The organism is Amycolatopsis sp. NPDC051372, assembly GCF_040682095.1.
In the GTDB taxonomy this organism is placed as follows: Bacteria; Actinomycetota; Actinomycetes; order Mycobacteriales; family Pseudonocardiaceae; genus Amycolatopsis.
On the sequence record NZ_JBFBAF010000009.1, the window covers coordinates 201847 to 227700 of the forward strand.

At 71.7% G+C, this 25854-nt stretch carries 25 protein-coding genes, 1 tRNA gene and 2 pseudogenes; 19 read left to right on the forward strand and 9 right to left on the reverse strand.

Annotated features, from left to right (window positions below; genetic code table 11):
- The first annotated feature begins 77 nt into the window (after window positions 1-77).
- Complete coding sequence (locus AB0M56_RS16360) at window positions 78-260, forward strand: DUF2795 domain-containing protein (protein ID WP_364176218.1); 183 nt, start codon at window positions 78-80, stop codon at window positions 258-260.
- A gap of 180 nt (window positions 261-440) precedes the next feature.
- On the opposite strand, the gene AB0M56_RS16365 is transcribed toward AB0M56_RS16360, so the two are convergent.
- The gene (locus AB0M56_RS16365) at window positions 441-1475 is read right to left on the reverse strand and encodes a hypothetical protein (RefSeq protein ID WP_364176221.1); all 1035 of its coding nucleotides are present in this window, start codon (window positions 1473-1475) and stop codon (window positions 441-443) included.
- Between the two features lie 155 nt (window positions 1476-1630).
- Here AB0M56_RS16365 and AB0M56_RS16370 point away from each other — a divergent pair, with 155 nt between their 5' ends.
- The 4 genes from AB0M56_RS16370 to AB0M56_RS16385 are packed head-to-tail and all read left to right on the forward strand — an operon-like array spanning window position 1631 to window position 6743.
- Window positions 1631-2767 (forward strand): glutathione-independent formaldehyde dehydrogenase, encoded by a 1137-nt coding sequence (locus AB0M56_RS16370; RefSeq protein WP_364176224.1) that lies wholly within the window; start codon window positions 1631-1633, stop codon window positions 2765-2767.
- A gap of 19 nt (window positions 2768-2786) precedes the next feature.
- Window positions 2787-3386 (forward strand): NAD(P)H-dependent oxidoreductase, encoded by a 600-nt coding sequence (locus AB0M56_RS16375; protein ID WP_364176227.1) that lies wholly within the window; start codon window positions 2787-2789, stop codon window positions 3384-3386.
- 16 nt (window positions 3387-3402) lie between these two features.
- Window positions 3403-5700 (forward strand): phosphoketolase family protein, encoded by a 2298-nt coding sequence (locus AB0M56_RS16380; RefSeq protein WP_364176230.1) that lies wholly within the window; start codon window positions 3403-3405, stop codon window positions 5698-5700.
- Window positions 5688-6743 carry an acetate kinase gene (locus AB0M56_RS16385; RefSeq protein WP_364176421.1) on the forward strand — a complete coding sequence of 352 codons (1056 nt, stop codon included), beginning with the start codon at window positions 5688-5690 and terminating at the stop codon, window positions 6741-6743. The genes AB0M56_RS16380 and AB0M56_RS16385 overlap by 13 nt, the downstream gene beginning before the upstream one ends.
- A gap of 29 nt (window positions 6744-6772) precedes the next feature.
- Here AB0M56_RS16385 and nrfD read toward each other — a convergent pair whose 3' ends face one another.
- The 6 genes from nrfD to AB0M56_RS16415 form a co-directional block, all read right to left on the reverse strand.
- Window positions 6773-7696: an NrfD/PsrC family molybdoenzyme membrane anchor subunit gene (nrfD, locus tag AB0M56_RS16390; RefSeq protein WP_364176233.1), complete on the reverse strand. Its 924-nt coding sequence runs from the start codon at window positions 7694-7696 to the stop codon at window positions 6773-6775.
- A complete protein-coding gene (locus AB0M56_RS16395) occupies window positions 7693-8520 on the reverse strand; it encodes a 4Fe-4S dicluster domain-containing protein (RefSeq protein WP_364176236.1) in 828 nt (275 codons plus the stop codon). The genes nrfD and AB0M56_RS16395 overlap by 4 nt, the downstream gene beginning before the upstream one ends.
- The gene (fdh, locus tag AB0M56_RS16400) at window positions 8513-11740 is read right to left on the reverse strand and encodes a formate dehydrogenase (protein WP_364176239.1); all 3228 of its coding nucleotides are present in this window, start codon (window positions 11738-11740) and stop codon (window positions 8513-8515) included. The genes AB0M56_RS16395 and fdh overlap by 8 nt, the downstream gene beginning before the upstream one ends.
- A gap of 10 nt (window positions 11741-11750) precedes the next feature.
- Window positions 11751-13505 (reverse strand): selenocysteine-specific translation elongation factor, encoded by a 1755-nt coding sequence (selB, locus tag AB0M56_RS16405; RefSeq protein WP_364176241.1) that lies wholly within the window; start codon window positions 13503-13505, stop codon window positions 11751-11753.
- On the reverse strand, window positions 13496-14782 hold the full coding sequence (selA, locus tag AB0M56_RS16410) for an L-seryl-tRNA(Sec) selenium transferase (RefSeq protein WP_364176244.1): 1287 nt from the start codon (window positions 14780-14782) through the stop codon (window positions 13496-13498). Before selA ends, selB begins: the two co-directional genes overlap by 10 nt.
- Window positions 14782-14876, reverse strand: a tRNA-Sec gene (locus AB0M56_RS16415). Before AB0M56_RS16415 ends, selA begins: the two co-directional genes overlap by 1 nt.
- A gap of 54 nt (window positions 14877-14930) precedes the next feature.
- On the opposite strand from AB0M56_RS16415, the gene selD reads away from it, so the two are divergent.
- The 6 genes and pseudogenes from selD (at window position 14931) to AB0M56_RS16445 (ending at window position 19095) form a co-directional block, all read left to right on the forward strand.
- A complete protein-coding gene (gene selD, locus AB0M56_RS16420) occupies window positions 14931-15923 on the forward strand; it encodes a selenide, water dikinase SelD (RefSeq protein ID WP_364176247.1) in 993 nt (330 codons plus the stop codon).
- A gap of 78 nt (window positions 15924-16001) precedes the next feature.
- Window positions 16002-17291 (forward strand): cation:proton antiporter, encoded by a 1290-nt coding sequence (locus tag AB0M56_RS16425; protein ID WP_364176424.1) that lies wholly within the window; start codon window positions 16002-16004, stop codon window positions 17289-17291.
- 39 nt (window positions 17292-17330) lie between these two features.
- The gene (locus AB0M56_RS16430; RefSeq protein WP_364176250.1) at window positions 17331-17456 is read left to right on the forward strand and encodes a hypothetical protein; all 126 of its coding nucleotides are present in this window, start codon (window positions 17331-17333) and stop codon (window positions 17454-17456) included.
- 134 nt (window positions 17457-17590) lie between these two features.
- A pseudogene (locus tag AB0M56_RS16435) lies at window positions 17591-17731 on the forward strand (hypothetical protein); the annotation flags it as partial.
- Window positions 17732-17814: 83 nt separating this feature from the next.
- Window positions 17815-18249, forward strand: a complete 435-nt coding sequence (locus AB0M56_RS16440) for an ATP-binding protein (RefSeq protein ID WP_364176253.1) — start codon at window positions 17815-17817, stop codon at window positions 18247-18249.
- 168 nt (window positions 18250-18417) lie between these two features.
- A complete protein-coding gene (locus AB0M56_RS16445) occupies window positions 18418-19095 on the forward strand; it encodes an HAD family hydrolase (protein WP_364176256.1) in 678 nt (225 codons plus the stop codon).
- A gap of 74 nt (window positions 19096-19169) precedes the next feature.
- Here the strand turns inward: AB0M56_RS16445 and AB0M56_RS16450 are convergent, their stop codons facing one another.
- Window positions 19170-19448, reverse strand: coding sequence for a GlsB/YeaQ/YmgE family stress response membrane protein (locus AB0M56_RS16450; RefSeq protein ID WP_364176259.1), 279 nt, complete (start codon window positions 19446-19448; stop codon window positions 19170-19172).
- Between the two features lie 166 nt (window positions 19449-19614).
- Between AB0M56_RS16450 and AB0M56_RS16455 the strand changes: the two genes are divergently transcribed.
- The 5 genes and pseudogenes from AB0M56_RS16455 (at window position 19615) to AB0M56_RS16475 (ending at window position 23168) form a co-directional block, all read left to right on the forward strand.
- Complete coding sequence (locus AB0M56_RS16455; RefSeq protein ID WP_364176262.1) at window positions 19615-21114, forward strand: FAD-dependent oxidoreductase; 1500 nt, start codon at window positions 19615-19617, stop codon at window positions 21112-21114.
- A gap of 156 nt (window positions 21115-21270) precedes the next feature.
- Window positions 21271-21552: a hypothetical protein gene (locus AB0M56_RS16460; protein WP_364176265.1), complete on the forward strand. Its 282-nt coding sequence runs from the start codon at window positions 21271-21273 to the stop codon at window positions 21550-21552.
- Window positions 21553-21690: 138 nt separating this feature from the next.
- Window positions 21691-21963 carry a hypothetical protein gene (locus AB0M56_RS16465; protein ID WP_364176267.1) on the forward strand — a complete coding sequence of 91 codons (273 nt, stop codon included), beginning with the start codon at window positions 21691-21693 and terminating at the stop codon, window positions 21961-21963.
- 9 nt (window positions 21964-21972) lie between these two features.
- A complete protein-coding gene (locus AB0M56_RS16470; RefSeq protein ID WP_364176270.1) occupies window positions 21973-22233 on the forward strand; it encodes a hypothetical protein in 261 nt (86 codons plus the stop codon).
- 255 nt (window positions 22234-22488) lie between these two features.
- A pseudogene (locus AB0M56_RS16475) lies at window positions 22489-23168 on the forward strand (iron-containing redox enzyme family protein).
- Here AB0M56_RS16475 and AB0M56_RS16480 read toward each other — a convergent pair.
- Window positions 23153-23371 carry a CDGSH iron-sulfur domain-containing protein gene (locus tag AB0M56_RS16480; protein ID WP_364176273.1) on the reverse strand — a complete coding sequence of 73 codons (219 nt, stop codon included), beginning with the start codon at window positions 23369-23371 and terminating at the stop codon, window positions 23153-23155. The pseudogene AB0M56_RS16475 and the gene AB0M56_RS16480 overlap by 16 nt on opposite strands.
- Before the next feature lie 289 nt (window positions 23372-23660).
- On the opposite strand from AB0M56_RS16480, the gene AB0M56_RS16485 reads away from it, so the two are divergent.
- Genes AB0M56_RS16485 through gvpJ form a run of 3 tightly spaced genes read left to right on the forward strand, consistent with a single transcriptional unit; the run spans window position 23661 to window position 25851 of the window.
- Window positions 23661-24287 (forward strand): hypothetical protein, encoded by a 627-nt coding sequence (locus AB0M56_RS16485; protein ID WP_364176276.1) that lies wholly within the window; start codon window positions 23661-23663, stop codon window positions 24285-24287.
- On the forward strand, window positions 24284-25444 hold the full coding sequence (locus tag AB0M56_RS16490) for an SRPBCC family protein (protein WP_364176279.1): 1161 nt from the start codon (window positions 24284-24286) through the stop codon (window positions 25442-25444). The genes AB0M56_RS16485 and AB0M56_RS16490 overlap by 4 nt, the downstream gene beginning before the upstream one ends.
- Window positions 25441-25851 (forward strand): gas vesicle protein GvpJ, encoded by a 411-nt coding sequence (gene gvpJ / locus AB0M56_RS16495; RefSeq protein ID WP_364176281.1) that lies wholly within the window; start codon window positions 25441-25443, stop codon window positions 25849-25851. The genes AB0M56_RS16490 and gvpJ overlap by 4 nt, the downstream gene beginning before the upstream one ends.
- Window positions 25852-25854: the final 3 nt, after the last annotated feature.

The window sequence follows — 25854 nt, forward strand, 5'->3', positions numbered from 1 at the left end:
GTGGCGCGTGTTTACTCGGCGCGCCCGGGGGAATTCCTGGGCGGTACAACACTGCGCCAGCCACGAGGAGGAGCCCTGTGCCCGATGTCCGCGACTACCTGACCGACGTCGAATACCCCTGCGGACGCGCGGAACTGCTCCGCTGCGCCACCGCCCACGGAGCCGGTGACCAGATCATCGGCCGCCTGGGCACGCTGCCCGAGCAGGAGTACGCCGACGCCGATGCCGTCCACAAGCTCCTCGGCCCCGAATCGCCGTGAGCCAGCCGAACTTCAGGTGGAAGTTGACACAGGAGCCGGCAGCGACCGGCCCGGGCTGAGCGCCAGGCCGGTCGTTTGCCGGAACCCGCGGGCGCGGATCAGGTGCGTCGGCAGCGCGCTGGTGCACAGCAGCACCAGGTCGCGGCCGGGGCACACCGCGGGGCCCGCCCCTCCAACCGGTCACCGTTCGAGTCGCTCCAGGAGATGCCGGACCGGAAGCGTCATGGCCCGCAGGCCCAGCGCCGCGGTCACGCCGTCCTCCGGGGCGGCCAGGCGGCGCTCCACAGTGGACATCAGGCGCCGGCTTCGGTCCAGTTCTCCCGAGTCGTCCGGAAACCGGACGGCCGCGCTCACGCTGTCGATCACCTCGGCCAGCGTCTCGCGGGCCGCCGGCCACGGATAGGTGAACGTCTCCTCGCGCTCGGACGCCGTGCGGACCGCGCCGATCAGCTGTTCCACCGGCGGCCACAGGGAAATCAGCCGCTCGGCGCGCTGGTCTAGGACGGTTCCGGAGCGCCGTCGCCGCAGGTTCAGGACACGTTCCTCCCGTGTGCGCCGCATGGCGTCGGCGGTCACCGCGACCACGCTACGCAGCTCGCGGGCCTCCCCCAGCCAGTCCTCGACGTCGTCCGGCGGCTGCTCCGCGCGGATCAGCCCGGCGGTGCTGCCGAGGAACCCGGCGAGCGTGCCGGCCAGCGCGTCGATCGCCTCGACGAGCCGCCGGCCCGACAACGGCGGGAACACCAGCGCGTTCACCACCGCGCCGATCGCGGCGCCGATCGCCGTCTCCACGAGCCGGTCGCCGAGCAGCGCCGCCCGGGTGCCGTACGCGATCAGCAGCATGCCCGTGACGCCGCCCCACACGCCCGACTCCCCGAACCTTCGCCACGACCCGATCAGCAGCCCGACGAACACCACCAGTCCCAAGGCCACGGCGGGCCATGGGATCACCTGCCCCGCCAGGCCCGCCAGCACGACACCGGCGCCGACCGCGCCGACCGCGCCGACCTGCTGCACCCAGCCACGCACCGAGCGGTAGACCGTCGTCTCCACGAGGAACACCGCCGCGTACGGCGCGAGGAATGGCTGCGGCAGGCGCAGTACGAGCGTTGCCAGCAACCACGCACCGGCCGCCGCCAAGGCAGCTTTCGCCGCCTGCACCAGGGTGTGGCGCTCCCGGCCCGGCACGCGGAGCGCACGCGACAGCCAGCCCACGGGCGTACGGACACCCTGGCCCACCACGTCGTCGGGTCTCGTTTACACGGGTGTCGTCCGGTCCACGTCCGGTGACTACCCGCCACGGCGCATGTGTAGCCACCGGCTTCGCGGGTAGCCGGTTCGGACAGCCGACGAGAAACGGAGAGACCCGCATGAAGGCAGTTGTCTACCAGGGACCGCGAGACGTCGAGGTGCGCGAGGTGCCCGAACCGAAGATCGAGCAGCCCACCGACGCGATCATCCGGATCACCACGACGAACATCTGCGGGTCAGACCTGCACATGTATGAAGGCCGTACCGACGTCGAGCAGGGCAAGATCCTCGGGCACGAGAACATGGGGTTCGTCGCCGAGATCGGCGCCGGCGTGACCCGGGTGAAGGTGGGCGACCGGGTTTCGGTGCCGTTCAACGTCGCCTGCGGCACCTGCCGCAACTGCGGCGCCGGCTGGACGTCGTTCTGCGAACGGGTGAACCCGATCGACGGAATGGACGGCGCGGCCTACGGCTACGCGAGCATGGGCCCCTACGACGGCGGCCAAGCGGAGTACCTGCGCGTGCCGTACGCCGACTTCAACCTGCTCGACCTGCCTGCGGGCACCGAGTACGAGAACGACTTCACGATGCTGTCGGACATCTTCCCCACCGGCTGGCACGGCACCGAGCTCGCGGGGATGCGGCCCGGCGACCGCGTCGCGGTGTTCGGGGCGGGCCCGGTCGGGCTGCTGGCCGCGCACAGCGCGGTGATCCGCGGCGCGGCCGAGGTCTACGTCGTCGACAAGGAACGCGACCGGCTCGCGATGGCCGAGAAGATCGGCACCACCCCGATCGACCTGGCCGAGGCCGATCCGGTCGAGCAGATCCTGGCCGCCACGGGCGGCGCGGGCGCCGACTGCGGGGTCGAGGCCGTCGGCTACCAGGCCCACGACCACACCGGCGAGGAACACCCGGAGCTGGTGCTCGACAACCTGGTGAAGGTCGTGCGGCCGACCGGCGGGATCGGCGTGGTCGGCGTGTACGTGCCGGAGGATCCCGGCGCCGTGACCGAGCAGGCGCAGAATGGCCGGATCGCCTGGGACTACGGCAGTTTCTTCATGAAGGGCCAGCGCATGGGCACCGGCCAGGCGCCCGTCAAACGCTACAACCGGCAGCTGCGCGACCTGATCATCACCGGTAAGGCGAACCCTTCCTTCCTGGTCTCGCACGAGCTGTCGCTGGACGAGGCCGCCGCGGGCTACGAAAAGTTCGACCGCCGCGACGACGGCTGGACCAAGGTCCTGCTGCATCCGTGACCGGCCCTGGAGGGACACCATGCGGGTACTCGCACTCGTCTGCACGCTCAAACCGTCGCCGGCCGCCTCGAGCAGTGACCTCATCGCCCGGCAGCTGCTGGACCTGTTCGCCGAACGCGGCGCCACCGGCGAGCTCGTCCGTGTGGTGGACCACGACGTCAAACCCGGCGTCGAAGCCGACCTCGGCGACGGCGACGCGTGGCCCGCACTGCGGCACAAACTCCACGACGCCGACATCCTGCTGATCGCCACGCCCACCTGGGTCGGGCACCTGTCCAGCGTCGCGCAGCGCGTGCTGGAACGGCTCGACGCGGAACTGTCCGAAACTGACAGTGACGGACGGCCCGCGATGTTCGGCAAGGTCGCCGTCGCCGCCGTGGTCGGCAACGAGGACGGCGCCCACAAGATCATCGCCGACCTGTTCCAGGCGCTCAACGACACCGGCTTCAGCGTGCCGGCCCAGGGCGGCACGTACTGGAACGGCGAAGCGATGAAGGGCGGCGACTACAACGACCTCGCCGAAACGCCGGAAGCCGTGGCCTCGGCCAACGCGACCCTGGTCCGCAACGCCGTGCACCTCGCGACCCTGCTGGGCGAACACCGCTACCCGGTCGCTTGACCAGGAGGGACCCGCCGTGCCCGCTCCACCCTCAGCCGACACGCTGCGCCGCTACCGCCGGGCCTGCGACTACCTCGCCGCGGCGATGATCCACCTCAAGGACAACGTCCTGCTGACCGAGCCGCTGCGGCCCGAGCACCTCAAGCCGCGGCCGCTCGGACACTGGGGCACCTGCCCGGGCCTGACCCTCGTCTACGCCGGCCTGAACCGGCTGGTGGCCGAGACCGGGCAGCGCACGCTGCTGGTCACCGGGCCGGGGCACGGCGCCCCGGCGATCCACGCCAACCTGTGGCTCGAAGGCACCCACGCCGAATACGACGACAAACTGGCGCTGGACGGGTCCGGGCTCGCCGAGCTCGTGCGGCGCTTCTCGTGGCCAGGCGGGTTTCCCAGCCACCTCTCCCCCGAGGTGCCCGGCGTGATCCACGAGGGCGGCGAGCTCGGGTACGCCCTCGCCACGGCGTTCGGCGCCGCTTTCGACGATCCCGGTCTGCTGGTCGCCTGCGTCGTCGGGGACGGCGAAGCGGAGACCGGGCCGACGGCCGCCGCGTGGCACAGCCCGAAGTTCACCGGCCCCGGCGACGGCCGCGTGCTGCCGATCCTGCACCTCAACGGCTACAAGATCGCGTCGCCGACCCTCTACGAGGCGATGTCGGACGACGAGCTCACGGCCTACTTCACCGGCTGCGGGTGGACTCCGCTGCTGGTCGACGTCCGGGACGCCGACGACCCGGGAGTGCCGCTGGCCGACGCGCTCGCGCGGGCGCACGCCCAGGTCACCGGGCCGCCGCCGATGATCGTGCTGCGCAACACCAAGGGCCTCGGCCTGCCGGCCACCAGCCCGGACGGCACCCCGCTCGAAGGGACCTTCCACGCCCACCAGGTCCCGCTGCCCGGCGCGGCCCGCGACCCGGCGCAGCTGGCCGAGCTGGACCGCTGGCTGCGGTCCTACCGGCCGGAGGAGCTGTTCGACGCCGACGGCGTTCCCGCGCCCGACCTGCTTACCGTGCCGCCCGAACCGCGGCTGCGGCTCGGCCGCGTGCCGCAGGCCAACGGCGGGCTCCTGCGGCGCGACCTTCCGCTCCCCGAGATCGAGGATTTCGCCGTCACGGTGACCGGCCGCGGCGCGGTCGACGCCGGGCCGACCGAGGTCGTCGGCGCCTGGCTCGCCGAGCTGGTGCGGCAGGCGCCCGACACGTTCCGGGTCGTCTGCCCCGACGAGCTGGAGTCCAACAACCTCGGCACGCTGCTGGCGGTCACCGCGCGGCAGTTCGACCGGGATGTCCCCGGCCACACCGAGCACCTCGCCGGCCGCGGGCGCGTGCTCGAAGTGCTGTCGGAACACCTGTGCCAGGGCTGGCTGCAGGGTTACCTGCTGACCGGCCGCCACGGCCTGTTCCCGTGCTACGAAGCTTTCGTATCCATTGTGGACAGCATGGTGAACCAGTACGCCAAGTTCCTCAAGATGTCCGGCGAGGTCGCGTGGCGGGCCCCGGTAGCGAGCCTGAACTACCTGCTCACCAGCGACGGGTGGCGCCAGGAACACAACGGCTACAGCCATCAGGGCCCCGGGTTCATCAACCAGATGCTCACCAAAAAGGCCGGCACCGCGCGGATCTACTTCCCGCCGGACGCCAACACCCTGCTGGAAATCCTGCATCGCTGCCTGTCCTCGACCGAACTGATCAACGTCGTCGTCGCGGGAAAGCAGAGTGGACCGGTGTGGCTCTCCCCCGACGAGGCCCGGGCACACTGCCGCGCGGGCGCGGCGGTCTGGCCGTGGGCGGGCCACGACGGTGAGGCCGACGTCGTGCTGGCGTGTGCCGGGACGACCCCGACCGTCGAAGCGCTCGCCGCGACGGACCTGCTCCGCGACGCCGCGCCCGACTTGCGGGTGCGGGTGGTCAACGTCGTCGACCTGCTGTCGCTGTGCCCGCCGGACCGGCATCCCCACGGCTTGTCGGACGAGGCCTTCGCCGAGTGCTTCGGCGAAAACGTTCCTGTCGTTTTCGCCTTCCACGGCTATCCGTCGGCAGTGCACGAGGTGCTGCACGGCCGGCCGGGTGCGCAACGCTTCCACGTGCACGGTTATCTCGAGGAAGGCACCACCACCACGCCGTACGACCTGCTGGCGAGCAACCGGATGAGCCGCCACGACCTCGCCGCCGACGCGGCCACCCGGGCCCGCGGCTGGTCCTCGGCGGGCGGGGACCTGGCGCGGCGGTTCCGGCAGCAGCGTGACGCGGCGCTGGCGAGCGCCTACCGGAACGGCGAGGACGCGCCCGAGATCACCGGGTGGCGGTGGCCGCGATGACCGTGCTGACGGTCAACCCCGGCTCCGCCAGCCTGCGGCTGCACCTCGTGGACGCCCGGACGGAGGAAGTCCTCGGCACCGGTGACGACGTCGAGTCCTTTGTGGACCGGTATGGCACCGTCGACGTGGTCGCGCACCGGCTCGTGCACGGTGGCCCGGACATCGTCGAACCCACCGTCGTCACCCCGACGGTCCGCGCCGCGATCGCCGCGGTCCGCTCGCTCGCGCCCGAGCACGTGCCGAAGACCGAGGCGCTGCTCGACCGGCTGACCGAGCGCCTGCCGGACGCACGGCACGTCGTCTGCCCGGACACGGCGTTCCACCGGACCCTGCCGGCGATCGCGCGCACCTACCCGCTGCCGGAGCGCTGGCGAGCGCGCTGGGACCTGCGCCGCTACGGCTTCCACGGCCTGTCCTTCGCCTGGGCGGCCCGCCGCGCCGCCGCGCTGCTGCGCCGCCCCGCTGCCGAGCTGAACCTGCTCGTCGCGCACCTGTCCGGCGGATGCTCGGTCTGCGCGGTGTCGCGCGGCCGCAGTGTCGACACCTCCATGGGCCTCACACCGCTGGAGGGAACGATGATGGCGAAGCGGTCCGGCACCGTCGACCCCGGTCTGCTGCTGTGGCTGCTGCGCGAAGGCAAGGTGACCCTCGACGAACTGGAAGACGGCCTCTACCACCACTCCGGGCTCCTCGGCCTGTCCGGCACGTCGGACGACACCCGCGACCTGGTGCGCGCCGGCGACGTCGAGGCCAAGTTCACCCTCGCCGTGTTCGAGCACCGCGCCCGCCGTGAACTGGCGGCGGTGGCCGCGAGCCTGGACCGGGTCGACGCCCTGGTGTTCACCGGCGACATCGGCTGGGACCAGCCCGAGGTCGCCGAAGCCGTCGCCGCGGGCCTCGGCGTGCTCGGCATCTCCGGTGGGCTCAGCCGAAATCGCGACGAGGACGCGGTGATCAGCCCGCCCGGCGCGGCCGTGCCCGTGCTCGCCGTCCGGTCCCGAGAGGAACTGGAACTGGCCAGGGCGGCGGCGGGCGTGGGTTGATCACCACCCTCCCTCGTGGTGAGCTGCCGTCAGCTCTCCGCGCGGCGGGCCAGCCGTTCCCGTTGCGGCACCACCACGTACTTCGGATCCTTTGTGGACTCCACTCCGGCCGCGTACACCCCGAACCGCGTGCACAGCCCGGACGCCAGGTAAGCCGCCCCGGCGGCCACACCCGCCACACGGCTGCGACGCGCGGCCAGCGACAGCACGGCGCCGGCGGCGGTGAGCGACTTGGCCGCTTTGAGCAGCTTTCCCGCGCGGCCCGTGCGGTACGGCTCCGAGACCAGGCCCAGTCCGGTCTCCAGGTGGTGCTCGGCGAGCAGCTCGGCAGCGGCCGCGGCGAGGCCGGCGCGCACGACCGGGCCGTTCTCCGCCGGAGGCACCGAAATCAGCGCGGCCCCGGCGCCACTGGTCACCGCGCTGCCCGCGAACAGGATCGGCAGCGTGCCGCCGGCCTCGTGCCACGACGGGGTCGCCGTGTCGGCCAGCAGCACGGCCGTGTAGGTGCACATCGCCGGGCCGAGGACGCCCGCGCCAGCCCCGGCGAGGCGACCGACGCGCGGCAGGATGCCGGTCACCCCTGAGAAGGCCGCCACCGCCGCGAGCCCGGAGAACGGGGAGAGGATCCACGATCCCACCGACAGCGGCGAGGTCGGCTTGAGCACGCGCAGCATGTTCAGGAACCGCGTCGGCTTGCCCAGGTCGTGGACCAGCGCCACGACGCTCGCGAGAGAGCCGCCCGAGGCGACCAGCCGGCCCACCCGGGCCAGTGCCGGACGGCCGGTGAGGTCGGCCAGCGCGGCCATCGACGCCGAGGCCCCGGCGGCGCCGCCGAGGAACAGGTACAGCGGCACGTCCGGCTGCTTCCAGGCCGGTTCCTTCAGGATCGGGCGACCGTAATACGAGCGGAACTCGACGGGTTCGACCATGGCGCGTTCGCGGCGGGGGCTCATCGGCGCCGGCCCAGGAACGACACGACCAGCGCGGCGGCCACCCCGGCCGCGGTCGTCGCGGCGCGTTTCCACATCGCCGGCAGATCACGGGTCGTCACGACGGGGTCGGGTGGGAAGCCGTAGACCTCGGGTTCGTCCAGCAGCAGGAAAAACGCTCCGTCGCCGCCGACGCCGTCGTCCGGATCGTGGCCGTAGAGGCGAGCTTCCGGCACCCCGTCCGCGTGCAGCGCGTCGACTCGCGACGCGGCCCGCGCGCGGAGCTCGGTCAGCTCCCCGAACTGGATGGAGTCGGTCGGGCAGGCCTTGGCGCACGCGGGTTCCAGGCCGGCGCCGAGCCGGTCGTAGCAGAGGGTGCACTTGAAAGCGCGGCCGTCGCTCTCGCGTTTTTCGATGACGCCGTAGGGACAAGCGGGCACGCAGTAGCCGCAGCCGTTGCAGATGTCCTGCTGCACCACGACGGTGTCGAACTCTGTGCGGAACAACGCGCCCGTCGGGCAGACGTCGAGGCACGCGGCGTGGGTGCAGTGCTTGCAGACGTCGCTGGACATCAGCCAGCGCACACCGGGCTCCTGCTCAAGCTGTCGAGGCGCGCCGACCGTCGGCATCCCCAGGTCCACCGCGGGCTGTTCGATGAACGCGACGTGCCGCCAGGTGTTCGAGCCCAGCTCGCCGGTGTTGTCGTAGGACATCCCGAGCAGGTCCAGCTCACCGGACTCCGGGACGCCGTTCCACTCCTTGCAGGCGACCTCGCACGCCTTGCAGCCGATACACACGGATGTGTCGGTGAAGAACCCCATGCGGGGCTGGGTGCCGTACTCAGCCATCGGCTCGCCTCCGGTAGTCGGCCACGAAATCGAGGAGGGACGGCCCGCGCGGCCGCCGTCCCGGGCGGATGTCGCAGGTGGCCGCCTTGGCCTCCTGGATGTGCACGTTCGGGTCCAGCACGATCGAGAGCAGATCGTTGGTCGCGTCGCCGCGCGAGAGGCCGTTGGGACCCCAGTGGTAGGGCAGCCCGATCTGGTGGATGGTCCGGCCCCGGACCTTGAGCGGCTTGATCCGATCGGTCACGAGCACGCGGGCTTCGATCGCCGTGCGCGCCGAGACGATGGTCGCCCAGCCGCCGTTCTCCAGGCCGCGTTCGGCCGCGAGCGCCGGGGAGACCTCGCAGAAGAACTCCGGCTGCAGCTCCGCCAGGTGCGACAGCGTCCGGCTCATGCCGCCCGCCGTGTGGTGCTCGGTGAGCCGGTAGGTCGTGAACACGTACGGGTACACCGAACTGCGCGCCGGGTTGTACGGGTTCGACGGGCTGTCCAGCGTCTGGCGCGTCGGCGACTCCTGCCGGCTGTACAGGGCGTTGTCGACCGGGCTCTCGAACGGCTCGTAGTGCGTCGGGAGCGGACCGTCGACCAGGCCCGCGGGCACGTAGAGCCAGGCCTTGCCGTCGGTCTGCATGATGAACGCATCTCCGCCGCCGAGCGCCGCCTGGGCCTTCGCGCCTTCGGGCGGGACGTAGTCCGGTGCCTTGGTGGGCTCGAAGTCCGGGACGTCGGGGCCGGTCCACTTGCCCTGCCCGGCGTCCCAGGAGAGCAGCTTTTTCCGTTCGCTCCAGGGATTTCCGTCCGGGTCCGCCGAGGCGCGGTTGTAGAGGATCCGCCTGTTCGCGGGCCACGCCCAGGCCCAGCCGTTCGCCACCCAGTCCTGTTCTGACCCCGGCTGCCGATTCGCCGCGTGGTTGTGTCCGTCGGCGCGGACTCCGCAGTAGATCCAGCAGCCGCAGGAGGTCGAGCCGTCGTCCTTCAGCTCGGTGTAGGCCGACAGCGGGCCGCCGGGGCCGTGGCCGTTGATCTCCGCGAGCACCGATTCCGCGCTCGGGTCGGCCGTCGGGCCCTCGGTCGGGTAGCTCCAGGTGAGGTCGCGGATCGCCGCGTCCCGCGGGTCGTCGCCCACGCGTTCCCTGATCAGGCGGCCCAGGTGGTAGTAGAACCACAGGTCGCTGCGGGCCTCGCCGGGCGGCTCCACGGCCTTGTGGTGCCACTGCAACAGGCGCTGGGTGTTGGTGAAGCTGCCGTCTTTCTCGGTGTGCGCGGCGGCGGGCAGGAAGAAGACCTCGGTGCCGATCTCCTCCGATTTCAGCTCGCCGGTCTCGATTTCCGGGCCGTCCTTCCAGAACGTCGCGCTCTCGATCATCTGCAGGTCCCGCACGACCAGCCAGTCGAGGTTGGCCATGCCGAGGCGCTGGAGCTTCCCGTTGGCCGAGCCGACCGCCGGGTTCTCGCCGACCAGGAAGTAGCCCTTGCACTCCCCCTCGATCTGCTTCTGCACCGTCGCGTACGTGCCGTGGTCGCCGGTCAGCCGCGGCAGGTGCGCGAACGCGAAGTCGTTGTGCGGCTGGGCGTGGTCACCCCAGTAGGCCTTCAGCAGGCTGACGGTGTAGGCCTGCATGTTGCCCCAGAAGCCGGTCTGGCCCGCGTCCGCCTCGACGAACTCCGCAAGGGTCTGGTGCTGGTGCGCGTGCGGCATCGGGATGTAACCGGGCAGCAGGTTGAACAGCGTCGGGATGTCGGTGGAGCCCTGGATGCTGGCGTGCCCGCGCAACGCGAGGATGCCGCCGCCGGGTCGGCCGATGTTGCCCAGCAACGTCTGCAGGATCGACGCCGTGCGGATGTACTGCGCGCCGACGCTGTGCTGCGTCCACCCGACCGAGTACACCCACGCCGTGGTGCGCTCGCGCCCGGAGTTCGCGGTGACCGCCTCCGCGATCTCGGTGAACTGCGCGACCGGGATCCCGCAGATGTCGGCGACGGCTTCGGGTGTGTAGCGAGCGAAGTGCCGCTTGAGGACCTGGTAGACGCACCGCGGGTGCCGCAGCGTCTCGTCCGTCTTGGGCTTGGCGCCCACCGCCGCGCCGCCGCTGCCGTACGAGTCGGCGCGGGCGGTGCGCTGATGGCCCTCGCCGCCGTGGCGGGGCTCAGAACCGGGCTCGCCGGGCTGCTCCGGATCGGTCGACCCGGCCGCCGGCACCGTCGGGGCGCCCTCGTAGGCCCACGTCGTCATGTCGTACCGGCGCTTCTCGGGGTCGAAACCGGAGAAGAGACCGTCGAGGTCCTCTGTGTCGGCGAAGTCCTCACGCAGGATCGCGGCCGCGTTGGTGTAGGCCAGCACGTACTCCCGGAAGTCGAGGTCGTGGTCCAGCACGTACTTGATCAGCCCGCCGAGGAACGCGATGTCCGACCCGGCCCGCAGCGCCGCGTGGACGTGCGAGACCGCGCTGGTGCGCGTGAACCGCGGGTCGATGTGGATGATCTTCGCGCCGCGGGCCTTCGCCTCCATCACCCACTGAAACCCGACCGGATGGCACTCGGCCATGTTCGAGCCCTGGATGACGATGCAGTCGGCGTTGGCGAGATCTTGCTGGAACGTCGTGGCGCCCCCACGACCGAAGGAGGTCCCCAGACCGGGAACCGTGGCGGAGTGTCAAATACGCGCCTGGTTCTCGATCTGGATCGCGCCGAGCGCGGTGTAGAGCTTCTTCATCAGGTAGTTCTCTTCGTTGTCCAGCGTCGCGCCGCCGAGGCTGGCTAAGCCGAGCGTGCGGTTGAGCTTGCGGCCCTGGTCATCGACGTCCTGCCACGTGTCGGCGCGCGTCTTCAGCACGCGGTCGGCGATCATGTCCATCGCCTCGTCCAGCGGCAGGCGCTCCCACTCCGTGCCGTACGGGCGGCGGTAGAGGACCTCGGTGACGCGGCTCGGGCTGGTCACGAGCTGTTTGCTGGCCGAGCCCTTCGGGCACAGGCGACCGCGCGAGATCGGCGAGTCCGGGTCGCCTTCGATCTGGGTGACGGCGCCGTCCTTGACGTACACCTTCTGGCCGCAGCCGACCGCGCAGTACGGGCAGATCGACCGGACCACCCTGTCGGCGTCTTCGGTGCGGGCGTGCCAGGTCTCCGAACCGGCGGACTTGGCCGCGGCGGCGCGGGCCGTGCGATCGGGACCGGTCAGCTGCCGGTACACCGGCCAGCCTTCGATCCACTGCCGCACGCCCATGCCTCGCACGTTAATCGCCGTACGCGGGATTCGCAGCCCCAACCACACGTCTGGTGCCGCCAGCCTGCCGTTCGGTGACGCCGAGGGCGTCCAGGTGTTCCAGCAGCGGGATCATCACGCGACGGGTGCTGTCCAGCGCCCGCCGGGCCTCGGACACGGTGAAGGGTTTCCCCAGCGCGGCCAGCGCTTCCGCGGCGCGCCGCGGTGCGGCCGGGCCGAGCACCACGCCGTCCGCGACAGCTCTCAGGCGGCCCAGGCGCACGGCGGCGGCCAGCTCGCGGGTGCCCAGGCCGAGCTCGCGCAGTTCGTCCGCTTCCGGCGCCTGGAACGGGTGCTCGGCGAAGCGCTTCTCGAGCACGGCGAGCGCGCGTTCGACGTCCGTGCTCAACCCCGCGCCTGGGCGCCGCACGAGTCCGCCGGCCACGGTCAGGCCGTCCGCCAGGATCGCCGGTACCAGTTCGGCAGCCGGCAGGCCGAGCCGCTGCCGGAGCACGGCGACCGGCATGCCGGCGGCGATCGGATGCTCGCGCGTCCATCCGGCCACCACCCGGGGCGCCTCCTCGCGCAGCCGGGCGAGGTGCGCCGGGTCGGCGTGCCAGTCGCCGAGCCGCTCGCCGGCCTCCGGGAGGCCGAGGGCGTGGAAGTCGTCGTGGCGCACGAACCCTTCGCGGCGCAGCAGATCCCAGCCGGGTTCCGGCGCCGCCAGCTCCGTGCCCCGCGCTCGCGCCGCGCCACGGCGGGCCAGCGGCGGCGGCCGGACGTCGAGGACGTCGAACCCGGCCGGGGTCCGGTGCTCCCCGGGGTCGCGCAGCAGCCCCCGATCACCCACGCGCAGCGGCAACGGCGTCGCGAGCAGCAGCCGCGCGGTGTCCGGGCCGAGCGGGCGGACCCGTGCGGGCACGGCCGCGGAGCCGAGGTGCGCCACCAGGTGCCGGTGCAGCTCGGCCGTGGGTGTCCCGCGCAACCGCACGTCGAGCTCGGCCGTGGTGCGCCACGCGCCGGGCGTGAGCAGGGCGTCGCCGCGCTCGGCCGCGTCGCGGGCCACGCCGCGCAGGTTCACGGCGACCCGGGCCACGGCGGACACGCTCTCGTGCGCTTCGCCGAGGGACTGCAGGCCGCGCACCCGGACGCGGGCCTCGCCGAGCGTCAGCTCGTCTCCGACACGCAGCGTGCCGGCGCCGAGCGTGCCGGTGACGACCGTGCCGGCGCCCTTGATCGTGAACGCCCGGTCGATCCAGAGCCGGACGTCTGCTCCCGGGTCCGGCGGCGGCAGGCCGGCGGCAAGCTCGGTCAGCCGGGTGCGCAGCTCGTCGAGGCCCGCACCGGTCGTGCCGCTGACGGCGACGGCGGGCACCTGGCCGAGTGCCGTCTTCGCGATTTCCCGCAACGCCGCCGTGGTGGCCGCCGCGGGGTCCGCGCGGTCGGCCTTGGTGACGACGAGCAGGCCGTGGCGGACCCCGAACGCATCGAGAGCGGCCAGGTGCTCGGCCGACTGCGGCATCCAGCCCTCGTTCGCGGCGACCACGAACAGCACGGCCGGCACCGGACCGATCCCGGCCAGCATGTTCGGTACGAACCGCCGATGCCCCGGAACGTCGACGAACGCGAGCTCCTCGCCGGCCAGCCGCATCCAGGCGAAGCCGAGGTCCAGTGTCAGGCCGCGGCGGCGTTCCTCGGCCCACCGGTCCGGCTCCATGCCGGTGAGCCGGCGGATGAGCGTGGACTTCCCGTGGTCGACGTGTCCGGCCGTGGCGATCACCCGCATCGGCGCACGGCCTCCCGCAGCATCACGTCCTCGGCCGGGCGCACCGTGCGCAGGTCGAGCAGGCACTTCTCGCGCACGATCCGGCCGACCACCGGAGGCTCACCCCGTCGCAGCGCCGCCGCGTAGCGGGCGGGCAAGGAGACGGCCGAGCTCGGCAGTTCGACGCCCGGCGCCCCGCCGCCTCCGACGACCGCCACCGAGTCCACGGCCCAGGCGTCCACTCCGGCCGAGCGCAGAGCCGCGGCCAGCATTTCGGCGCGCGTCCGGAGTTCTCCGACGTCGGCGCCGAGTGCCGCGCGCACCGGTGGCTCCGGGCCACGCAGAGTGGCTTCGAGCGCGGCGAGCGTGAGCTTGTCCACGCGCAGCGCCCGAGCGGCGGGATGACGCCGAAGCCGTTCGATCAGCGCGGCGTCTCCGAACAGCAGCCCGGCCTGCGGGCCACCGAGGAGCTTGTCACCGCTCGCGGTCACCACAGCGGCGCCGTCGGCCAGCGCGGTCGTGACGTCCGGCTCCCCGGGCAGCAACGAGTGCGGCGCCAGCAGGCCCGACCCCACGTCGGCGACCACCGGCACGCCGAGCCCGGCCAGCTCGGCGACGCTCGCTTCGGACGTGAAGCCGGTAACGCGGTAGTTCGAGGGGTGGACTTTCAGCACGAACCCCGTGTCCGGGCCGACGGCGGCCGCGTAGTCGCGGGCGGAGGTGCGGTTGGTCGTGCCGACTTCGCGCAGCCGCGCGCCGGTCGACTCCAGCAGGTCGGGGATGCGGAAGCCGTCGCCGATCTCGACCAGCTCACCGCGGCTGACCACGATCTCCTTGTCCTGCGCCAAAACCAGCGCGCACAACAGCAAGGCGGCCGCGTTGTTGTTCACCACGTGCACCGCCGCGCCCGGCACCGCGGCGGTCAGGGCCGCGAGGGCACCGCGGCCGCGTTTCGCGCGCTCGCCGGTCCCGAGGTCGAACTCGACGTCGGTGGTCCCGGCCGCGGCGACGACCGCGTCGAGCGCGGCAGCGGACAGCGGCGCGCGGCCGAGGTTGGTGTGCACGAGAACGCCGGTCGCGTTCAGCACGGCTCGCAGCGAAGACCCGGTGGCGGGCAGCCGGGCCAACACGTCGTCGACGACCTCTCCCGGCCCGATCTCCCCGGCTCTCGCCCGCTGCTGCGCCGCCACGACCAGCGACTTCACCAGGTCACGCCCGAGCGTGCCGGCCGCCTTCGCGAGCCGCGGCTCGGCGAGCACGGAATCGGTGCGCGGGATCGCCCGCCGCGGGTCACCCATGGCGGAGGCGGACGGGAATCGAACCCGCCAGCGGCAGGACCTGCCGCTCAACGGTTTTGAAGACCGCGCCGGTCACCAGGCCGGAAACGCCTCCCTGGGGCATTCCGCCATCCTGCCAACACGGCGGCGCCCGCGCATGATGAGCGCCATGACCATCCGGCTGACCCAGTACGCCCACGGCGGCGGCTGCGCGTGCAAGATCCCGCCCGGTGAGCTCGAATCCGTGGTCGGCGGTCTCACCGGCGCCCGGCCCGCGAACGCGGCCGGTGAGCTGCTGGTCGGCCTGGACGCCGGTGACGACGCGGCGGCTGTCCGGATTTCCGGCGGGACGGCGCTCATCGCGACCACGGACTTCTTCACCCCGGTCGTCGACGACCCGTACGACTGGGGCCGGATCGCCGCGGCCAACGCATTGTCCGACGTGTATGCGATGGGCGGCACGCCCGTGGTCGCGGTGAACCTGCTGGGCTGGCCGCGCGATGTCCTGCCGTTCGAGCTGGCCGCCGAGGTCCTGCGCGGCGGGCTCGACGTGTGCGGCGAAGCGGGGTGCCACCTCGCGGGCGGCCACAGCGTCGACTCCCCGGAACCCCAGTACGGCCTCGCCGTCACCGGGACGGCAGACCCGGACCGGTTGCTGCGCAACGACTCCGGCCGCGCGGGTGTGCCGCTCACCCTCACCAAGCCGCTCGGCATCGGCGTGCTGAACTCCCGCCACAAGGCCACCGGCGAGCGGTTCGAGCACGCCATCGCCACGATGACCACGCTCAACCGCGACGCTTCGGTCGCCGCACTGGCCACGGGCGCCGTGTGCGCGACGGACGTCACCGGGTTCGGACTGCTCGGCCACCTGCACAAGCTGGCCCGCGCGAGCGGCGTCACCGCGCGGATCGACCCGGCGGCCGTGCCCTACCTCGACGGCGCGCGCGAAGCGCTGCGCGACGGCTACGTCAGCGGTGGCACCCGGCGCAACCTCGACTGGGTCCGCCCGCACGCCGACCTGTCGCGGACCACCGAGACCGAAGCCCTGCTCCTGGCCGACGCCCAGACTTCCGGCGGACTGCTGGTGGCGGGCGAGCTGCCCGGCCACCCGGTGATCGGCGAGCTCGTGGCGCGTTCGGACCACACGGTCGTGGCCGGCTGAGAGCCGCGTTTGCGCCGCGGGTCCGGCGGGTAGACCCGGAACCGGTGTCCCGGAAGATCAGCAGGTGTCGCGGTGTCCATGTTGACCGTCCTCTTCGGCGTCGCCGGGCTGCTCGCGCTCGCCGCGGCCGTGCTGCCGAAGCTGGTCGCCGACCGGCCGTTCTCGACCCCGCTCGTGATGCTGATCGCCGGCATCGGGCTCGGCCTGCTGCCACTGCCCGCGCCGTACGGCGACGGGTGGGCCGACCCGGCCGCGCACCTGACCGGCGTCGAGTCGTTCGCCCAGCTGGGCATCCTGGTGTCGCTGGCCGGGGCCGGGCTTTCGGTGGACCGCCCGTTCGGAGTCCGCCGCTGGGCGTCGGCCTGGCGGCTGCTGGGCATCACGATGCCCGCGATGATCGCCGTCGTCGCGCTGCTCGGCTGGTGGTGGCTCGCGCTCACCCCGGCCGTCGCGATGCTGCTGGGCGCGGTCCTGGCGCCGACCGACCCCGTGCTGGCCGGCGACGTCGGCGTCCCCTCCCCCGACGTCGGCGCGCACCTGGCCCGCCACAACGAGATGCGGTCCACGCTCACCATCGAGGCCGGCCTGAACGACGGCCTGACCATGCCCTTCGTCCTCCTGGCGCTGGCACTGGCCGGGCAGCCCCCCGAGCCGGACGCCGGGTGGATCCTGGTGGACCTCGTCCTGCCGGTCGGCATCGGCGTGCTGGTGGGGCTCGGCGCCGGAAAACTGCTGGGATGGGCGATGTTCGGCACGGCCTCTTCGCGCTTCCGGCTGGCCGACTACGCCGACGGCCTCGTGCTGCTCGCCCTCGCCTTCCTGCCGTACGCGGTTGCGGAACTCGTCCACGGAAACGGTTTCGTGGCCGTGTTCGTCGCCGCCGTCGCGGTGCGTGCGGAGGAACGGTCCCACGAGTACCACGAGGTGCTGCACGCCTTCGGCCGTCAGCTGGAACGGCTGTTCGTCGCACTCGCACTACTGGGGCTCGGCGTGGCCCTCGGTGACGGGCTGCTGCACGGCTTCTCACCCGTCGAGCTGCTCGTGGCCGGCGTCGTGGTGCTCGTCGTGCGGCCCGTGCTCGGGTGGCTCGCCCTGCTCGGTTCGCCGGCCGGACGGCACGCCTCAGGTGCGATCGCGTTCTTCGGCGTGCGCGGGATCGGCACGATCTTCTACCTCGCCTACGCCCTCGATCGCTTCCCCGTCCCCGGTCAGGACGTGCTCTGGCGCGTCGGCGCCCTCACCATCGCCTTGTCCGTGCTGGTCCACGGCATCCTTGCCGGCCCCACCATCCGGCGGATCGAAGCCGCAGGCGGCCACCTGCCGACCATCGGCGACCCCGGCGGGTTGACCGGCCCGCGCAACGGGTAGCTCCAGCCATGCGCTCGACGGCGGAGATCCTGGCGCGTCGTGCCCTGGGTGCGCACCACCGCGATCGCCACCGGAGCCCAGGCGAACGACCGCGCGGGCTACCTGCACGACGGCCTGCCGGTGCTGCCGCCGCTGCCCCCGCCGGCCGGGTTTTCCTTGACGTAGACCGGACCCGGCCTGCTGAGCGCCGCGGCGACCGCCGCCCTCACGCCGGCTGCCACGGCCGCCGCGCTGTGGTGGCGGCGATGTGGCTGTGAGCGAACGGAAAACACGGTGTCCAGTTCAGCGGCTTCGCCGATCCCGTCTCGTGGGCCGAATACCTCAGTTCGGCCGATTTCTGGAACCGCGCGCTGAAGAACTGGCAGTCGGAGTGGCGACAGCGGCTCCCCGAATCCGAACCCGTCGGCGCACCTCACCAGGTCACGGACGAAACGGGCTGAACCTCGGAAGCCACGCATATCCTCGGCGCCAGCGGGTACGCGGAAAGCAGATCACGTCCAGCCGACGTCGAGGAGTGGCCGCGATGTGCCCGGCGAGCGCCCCGCAGTACCGTCCCCCAGCCACGCTGCATCTCCACGAGCCCGCGCAGGTGCCCCACGCGGCCACGCTGCGCCGGGCTGTCGCCCGCTGGGCCGGCGCCCGCGGCTTGGCGCCGCCGCTGATCACCGACGTGGAACTCGCGGTCTACGAAGCCCTGATCAACGCCGTCGAGCACGCGTACGCCGCGGGCTCCAAGAATGGCGGAGTGGAATTGCGCGCCCACCACGAAGAGCGCAGCCTCCGCGTCACGATCACTGACGAAGGCCGATGGCAGCCACCACGCGGCCCCGACCCGCGCCACGGTCGTGGCCTGCCCCTCATCCGCGCCCTCACCGACGACGTCACCATCACGCCCACACCCCACGGCACCACAGTCACCATGAGCTGGCACCTGCCACCCGGTGGCGCCTCGAACTGACACTCCGCGGTGCGGAGTCGTTTGGCCGGCAAGGAAGCGGGTAAACCTGGCTGCGGGCGCGACCCCGAGCCGAGACGCGCCGCCGGCCGTTCGGCCGGCGGCGCCGCCACTTTTGGCGAAAGCGTGGCCGACCGGGTACCCCTGCGACAGTCCGGAAAGGAGCACCGCATGCCCGAGCCGACCGCCGTGCTGTTCGACGTGGACGGCACGCTCGTCGATTCGAACTACCTGCACGTCCATGCCTGGCTGCGCGCCTTCCACGCCGTGGATCGTCCGGTGGACGGCTGGCGCGTGCACCGGGCGATCGGCATGGGTTCGGACAAACTCCTCGCCCGGCTCCTCGGCCACGCGGACGCCGAGCAGCTCGGCTCCCGCGTGAAGGAACTGCATTCCGCGCTGTACCTGCGTGATTCGGACCTGCTGCGGCCGTTTCCCGGTGCCCGCGATCTGATCCGGACCCTGGCCGGGCGCGGAGCACGCGTCGTGCTCGCCACGTCCGCAGGGCCCGACGAGCTGGAGATCCTGCGGAAGGTTCTCGACGTCGACGACGAGGTCGCCGCGGTCATCGCCGGCAAGGACGTCGAAGCGACCAAACCCGACGCCGAGCCGATCGTCGTCGCCTTGGACGCGGCCGGCGCCGGTTCCGCGCGGTCGATTTTCGTCGGTGACGCCGTCTGGGACGTCGAGTCCGCCCGCCGCGCGGAGGTCCGAACGGTCGGAGTCCGCTCCGGCGGAACCAGCGCCGCGGAACTTCGCGATGCCAGCGCAGTGGCCGTCTACCGCGACGTCGCAGAAATACTGGCACAGCTCGACAACAGCCCGCTGGCACCACTGCTCCGGGATTGATCGCCGCGGAAGTGCCGGTAACGGCCACGCATTAGCCCGGCCCAGAAAACTGGGCCGGGCTGGGCGGGCAGGGGTCATCGCAGCACTTTCCGCCTCCGGCCAAAGGCGGCAGCGGCAACCGAAACCCCGAGCGCGGCCAGCACGATCTGGGTGATCAGCTCGAGCCAGTCAATCCCTTCGGTGTCGGCGTATCCGGCCGCACGTGCGATCGCCGTCCCCGCGAACGCCGCGATGATCCCGACCACGATCGTGAGCCACAGCGGAATCTTCTGCTTTCCCGGCGCAAGCAGCCGACCGAGAATGCCGATGATCAAACCGATGACGAGTGCACTGATGATTCCGGCGATAGCCATCGCTGACTTCCTTTCCAAGCGATGACCTTGAATACCCGGACGCGGCCGAGCGAAACCAGCGCTTGCGGAAATTCGCATCGCCCGCCGCCCCGTGATACCGCGACCAGATCGCGCCGGGGTGAAACGCCCGGTGTTTGGGCTCACTCCACGGGGGAACCACTTATTGATGACGGACCTGCCCGCCCCGCTGTCGTTGTGGATCGACACCGCGCCCGCGCCCGAACGCGGCTCGGGGCCGCCGCCCACGTGGGCTGACGTGGTCGTGCTCGGGGCCGGGATCGCGGGGCTGACCACGGCGGTGCTGCTGGCGCGGGCCGGGAAGTCGGTGGTCGTGCTGGAGGCCGGCCGGGTGGCGAGCGGCGTGTCCGGGCACACGACGGCGAAGGTGAGCGCCCAGCACGGGCTGAAGTACGCCGAGCTCGAGGCGCGCCACGGTGCCGACGCCGCGAAGACCTACGCGGGGGCGCAGTCCGCGGCACTGGAGTGGATCGCCGCCGAAGCGGGCATCGACTGCGCGTTCACCCGCGCGCCCAGCTACGTCTACACGACGCAAGGCGGGACCGTCGACAAGCTCAAGAAGGAAGCCGACGCGGCCATGAAAGCCGGGCTTCCGGCGGCGTACGTGAAGGACGTCGAGCTGGACGTGCCCGCCCTCGGTGCCGTACGCGTCGCCGGGCAAGCGCATTTCCACCCCCGCCGTTGGCTGCTCGGGCTCGCCGCCGAGGTCGAACGCGCAGGCGGCACCGTCCTCGAGCACACGCGCGCGCTGGGCCTCGACTTGCGCGGCCGGGTCGTGCGGACGTCCCAGGGTGACGTCGAGGCCGACGACGTGGTGGTCGCCACGCACTACCCCGTGTTCGACCGAGGGCTCTACTTCGCCCGGCTCGACCCGGTGCGCGACCTGGTCGTCGCGGGCCCGGCGGCCGGCAACGCCGCACCGGACGGGATGTACCTCGACGCCGACACCCACCACTCGGTGCGCGCCTACACCGCCGACGGCACCCCGACCGTCGTCGCCGGCGGCGAACACTACCGCGTGGGGGCCGAATCACACATCGAGGAACGCTACGAACGCCTCGCCGCCTGGGCCGGCGAACACGCGGGCCTGCACCGCGTGACCCACCGCTGGTCCGCACACGATCTGTCCACTTTGGACGGACTGCCGTACGCCGGCCGCTATCTGCCCGCCTCGTTGCCGCTGTGGGTCGCGACGGGCCTCGGCCAGTGGGGCATGACCGGCGGCACGGCGGCAGGCCAGGTCGTCGCCGCCCGCATCCTGGGTAAGGACCACCCTGCCGCCGCGCTGTTCGACCCCAACCGCTTCGACGCGCGCTCGGTGCTCAGCCTCGCCGAAGACGCCTTCGAGGTTGGCCGCCACCTCGTCGGCGACCACGTGTCCGTGTTGCAGCAGGGCCGCTCCCTGGACCAGGTACGACCGGGCCAGGGCGCCGTGGTCCGCGTGGGCGCTGAACTGGTCGCTGCCTACCGAGCCAAAGACGGCGACCTGCACACCGTGGAAGCGCATTGCACGCACCTCGGCTGCCTAGTGGCCTTCAACGACGCCGAACACACATGGGACTGCCCGTGCCACGGCTCCCGCTTCGCCCCCGACGGCGACGTCGTCCAGGGCCCCGCCGTCCGGCCGTTGCGCCGGCATCACCGCTGAGCCATCAGCACGCCCTTGGCCCGTCCGACGGCCCCTCCGATCGACCAGTGCCGATGCATCGCTATTCCGCGCGACGGGCAACCACCCCGGGGTATCTGGAGGGAATGACGCGATTGCGACGCAGCGCCCTCACCGCCCGCCTCGGGCATCCGGCGGGTGCGACGCGGACGCGGGTTCTCCTACCTCGACCCCGCCGGCGACCGGCTCGCCGAAGACGAAGCGCCGGAGCGGATCGAGGACCTGGTCATCCCGCCCGCGTGGCGCGACGTGTGGATCGCGCCGCAGCCGAACGGTCACATCCAGGCCGTCGGCACGGACGCCGCCGGCCGGCGGCAGTACTTGTATCACCCCGCAGTGGCGCCGCGACCGCGACGAGGAGAAACACGACAGGGTGCTGGCCATGGCGAGGCGGCTGCCCGGATGGCGGGCCCAGGTTGAGGACGACCTGGCCGAACGTGTGCTCACCGAACGCTGCGTGCTCGGCGCCGCTGCGGATGCTCGGCGCCGCGCTGCGGATGCTCGGCGCCGCGCTGCACCGGCGGCGAGGAGTACGCCGAGGAGAACGGCACTCACGGCGTGGCCACCCTGCTGCGTGAGCACGCCTGCGTGCGCAAGGGTGCCTGCGTGTTCGAGTACTCGGCCAAGGGTGGCGCCGCGAGGGCGGTGTCGATCGACGATCCGGCACTGGTGGAAATGCTGCGGTCCTTGCTGCGCAGCCGCGCGGACAGCGAACGGCTGCTCGTCTACCGCACCTGCTCGGGCCCGCACGAGATCCACGCCGCCGACGTCAACGAGCGGTTCAAGGAACTCGCGGGCGAGGACTGCACGGCCCAGGACCTGCGCACCTGAAACGCCACCGTGCTCGCCGCGGCCGCGTTCGCCACCGCGGCGGAACCGGCGTCGGAGGCTGCGGCCAAACGCGCGGAGGCCGCGGTGATGCGCCAGGTCTCCGAAGCGCTCGGCAACACCCCGGCCGTGTGCCGGGCGTCCTATGTGGACCCCCGGCTGGTCGAGGCCTACCGCTCGTCACACACGATCAGCCGGACCCTGAGCCGCGCCGCGAAGCCGAGGGCGACGACGCTCGCGCGGTCCTCGAACGCGCCACCATCCGGCTGCTGAGCCGAAGCAGGAACCGCTAGCCTGCCCGGGGCGCTCACCGCCGGGCAACGGAACCTTTCACCGGAGAACCCGCGCAGGGCAGTGCTCGGCCGGGCGACTCCGTTCGCCGCCAGCAGCGGCGGAACGCCAGGATCGCGATTCGGTCGCGCAGCGTGCCACCGCCACGGCGGGGCTGCCCGCGGCGCTCCGCCTGCTCGCGGAGCGGACCGTGCCGGCCACCGGGCATGAAGCCGCCGCCGCGGGTGACCAGCGGCCATGACGATGCTGTCCACCCCCGTATTGCCCGCCGCCCGGGGCCCGCTTTCGGCCACGGTCGCCGCGGTGTTGTCCGCTCCGCCGGCGGGCGCCCGTTGGTGCTCAACGCCCCTCGCGGACGCCGATTCGTTCGGCAACGACCCGCAGCTCGCGTTGCACCTCTGCTTTTGAACAGCACTACCAGGGACTGCCGGACGTCGACGAGACGTGGGAGTGGGATCCGGACCTGCTCCGGGCCCGCGCGGCACTGGAGCACCGGTTCCTGACCGGCCTCCGTGGCGCGGTACCCGGTGGCCACGACGTCAACGCCGAGTTCGAGGCCCTGCTCGTCGAGCCGATCGACGGCTCCGGCGTATCCGACTCCTTCGCGACGAAGGACAGTGGTGGCGTGCGGGAGGTCTTCGCGCTTGTTCGCCGACCTCTTGCGTGGCGCCGAGCTGCGGGACGGCTACCTCGCTCTGCTGGGGCACGCCCGCACCGATGATCGCGATCGTCCACATGATGTCGCTGTTCGGTCTGCACCGATCGCTGCGGGGCGCGCTCGTCGGTCATTTCGCCGCCACCGAGGAGACGTGTTCGGCGTCCAGGCGACCGACCTCCTCGAAGAGCGCCTCAGCGAGCACCTCCTGGCGTCGTGCTGGCGCGCCGGGCGGTCCTCGCTGCGTCAACCGTTGTCCTGAGTCCTCACCCGCTTGCGGTGGCTCGTGTCGCACAGCGGGAACCGCTTGCTGCGCCGGCACGTGCACACCGCGACGACGAATCGGTCCGAGCGCACCACGTCCCCGTCCGGCGCCTGCAGCTCGATCGGGCCATCCACCAGCAACGGGCCGCCCGGCACGAGCCGCGCCCGGCGGTAGCCACCTTCCTCGGCAACGCTGCTCATCACGCCTCCTCGTCGTTCGGGGTCCTCGCCGTTTACCCGCCGCCCGGCCGGGCAAACTCGGCGAGTGCCCTGTCAGCAAAAGTCAATCTTCGGAACCGGTTCCGTGATTTCTTGTCACCATTACCGCACTGTTGAGAAATACATTTTCCGTCCTCAGGTGTTTTCACGCGGAAGGTTGCGGGTAGCTGAATCAAATGACGAAGTCACATTCCTGTTCGCCTGGTTTTCGGGGGCGGCGTGCGGGTTGTGCGTGACGAACTCGCTACCGCAAGAGTCAGGAGGAGCGGCCATGAAGGCAGGAACACGGATGGCGATCGGAGTCGCGGCCGGTTATCTACTGGGGCGGACGAAAAAAGGGCGCCTCGCGTTGATGATCGCGGCCGCGGGGGCCACCGGCAAGGCCGGGGTGTCGCCGGCGAAGCTCGTCCAAGGTGGTCTCAAGCAGCTGGGCTCGTCCGCGGAGATCGGCCAGCTGACGTCACTGGCGCGTGACGAGTTGCTCTCCGCGGCGAAGGCCGCGGCGGTGACGGCGGCCAGCGGGAAGATCGAATCTCTGAGCGAACGCCTCCAGGACGGCAGTGCGCTCACCCGCGGCAAGAAGTCCAAGGCCGACGACGAGCACGACGCCACGCCGGAAGACGAAGACGAAGCCGAAGTCGTGGACGAGGACGAGGGCGAAGCCGAAGACCAGGAAGAGCCGGAGCCGGAGCCGGAGCCGGAGCCGGAGCCGGAGCCCGAGCCCGAGAAGCCCCAGCGCCGCCGCGCGGCGAGCCGCCGCTCGAGCGATGGTGACGAACGGAAGCCGCAGCGGCGATCATCGAGCCGGCGGTCCGCGTCGTCCGACGACGGTGACAAGAGTTCTGGCAGTGCACGCACCGCCACCAAGCGCTCGCCCGTCCGCCGGGCGAGGAGGTGAACGCAGTGGTCACCAAAACGTTGAAGAACACCGCCGACAAGGCCACGAGCGCAGCCGGCAAAGCGACCGGCACGGTCAGCGGCGCCGCGTCGAAAGCGACCGGCGGCAACACGAGTGAGCTGACCGATGCCCTGCGCGGGCTGGGTCAAGCGGCCATGACCCGGGCGACGGGTTCCATCACGAAGCGGATCTCTTCGACGGCCGGGCGCCTGACCGACTTCGCCGAAGGCGGCGGCGGTGGCCTTCTCGAAGCGGCGACCGGCGGCAAGGGCGGCGTCAAGGGCAAGGCGATGATGGGCGCCGTCAAGGGCGGCCTGTCCGGTATCGCGCAGAAGGTGAAGGACACGTTCAGCGGCGGGGGCGGCGGTGGCAGCGGTAAGGGCAACAAGATCAAGCTCACCAACATCGTCGAGGAGATCGACATCGGTGCGCCGATCGATCTCGTATACGACCAGTGGACCCGGTTCACCGACTTCCCGGCGTTCATGAAGAAGGTCAACAACGTCGAGCAGGTCAGCGAAGAGAAGACCGAGTGGAAGGCGCAGGTCTTCTGGTCGCACCGCAGCTGGGAGGCCACCATCCTGGAGCAGGTGCCATTCGAGCGGATCGTGTGGCGCTCCAAGGCAGCGAAGGGTCACGTTGACGGAGCGGTGACGTTCCACGAGCTCACGCCGGACCTCACCAAGGTCGTGCTGGTGCTCGCGTACCACCCGCAGGGGCTGTTCGAGCGCACCGGCAACATCTGGCGGGCGCAGGGCCGCCGGGCACGGCTGGAGCTCAAGCATTTCCGCCGCCACGTGATGACGGAAGACCTGCTGCACCCCGACGACATCGAGGGGTGGCACGGCGAGATCCACGACGGGCAGGTCGTCGAGCAGGGTGACGAGGGCGCCGACCGCGACGAGGCCGAGGAAACCGGACCGGAGCAGGACGAGGAGTCCGCCGACACCGGTTCCGAAGAGGACGAGTACGCGGAGTCCGAAGAGGAGCACGAAGAAGAGCCCGAGGAGGAGCCTGAGGAAGAGGAGCCCGAAGACACCGAAGACACCGACGAGACCGAGGACGCGGAGGAATCCGACGAGGCGGCCGAGGAAGAACAGCCTCGCCGCGGCCGCGCGCGTGTCGGCGCAGGCAGAAGTCGAGGGAGCAGGCGATGACAACAGCAGTACAGCCCTCCGGTGGGGGCGGCGGCCTCGACCGGCCGAGTTCGAGCAGCCTCGCCGACGTGATCGACACGATCCTGGACAAGGGCCTCGTGATCGACGCGTACGTACGGGTGTCCCTGGTGGGCATCGAGCTGCTGACCGTGGACGCCCGAGTTGTGGTGGCCAGTGTCGACACCTACCTGCGGTTCGCGGAAGCGGTGAATCGCCTCGACATCTCGGGCACCGAGCAGAAGGGTCTGCCCGACCTCCTGGAGGACGTGACCTCCGGCGGCGCCAAGGCCAAGACGCGCGGGGCGCTCGAGGCAGCAGGCGACAAGCTGCGCGGCATCCTCGGCGAAGACGAAGACGAAGACGAGGAAGAGGAAGAACCCGTGCGCCGCGGCAGGAAGGGACGGTGAGGC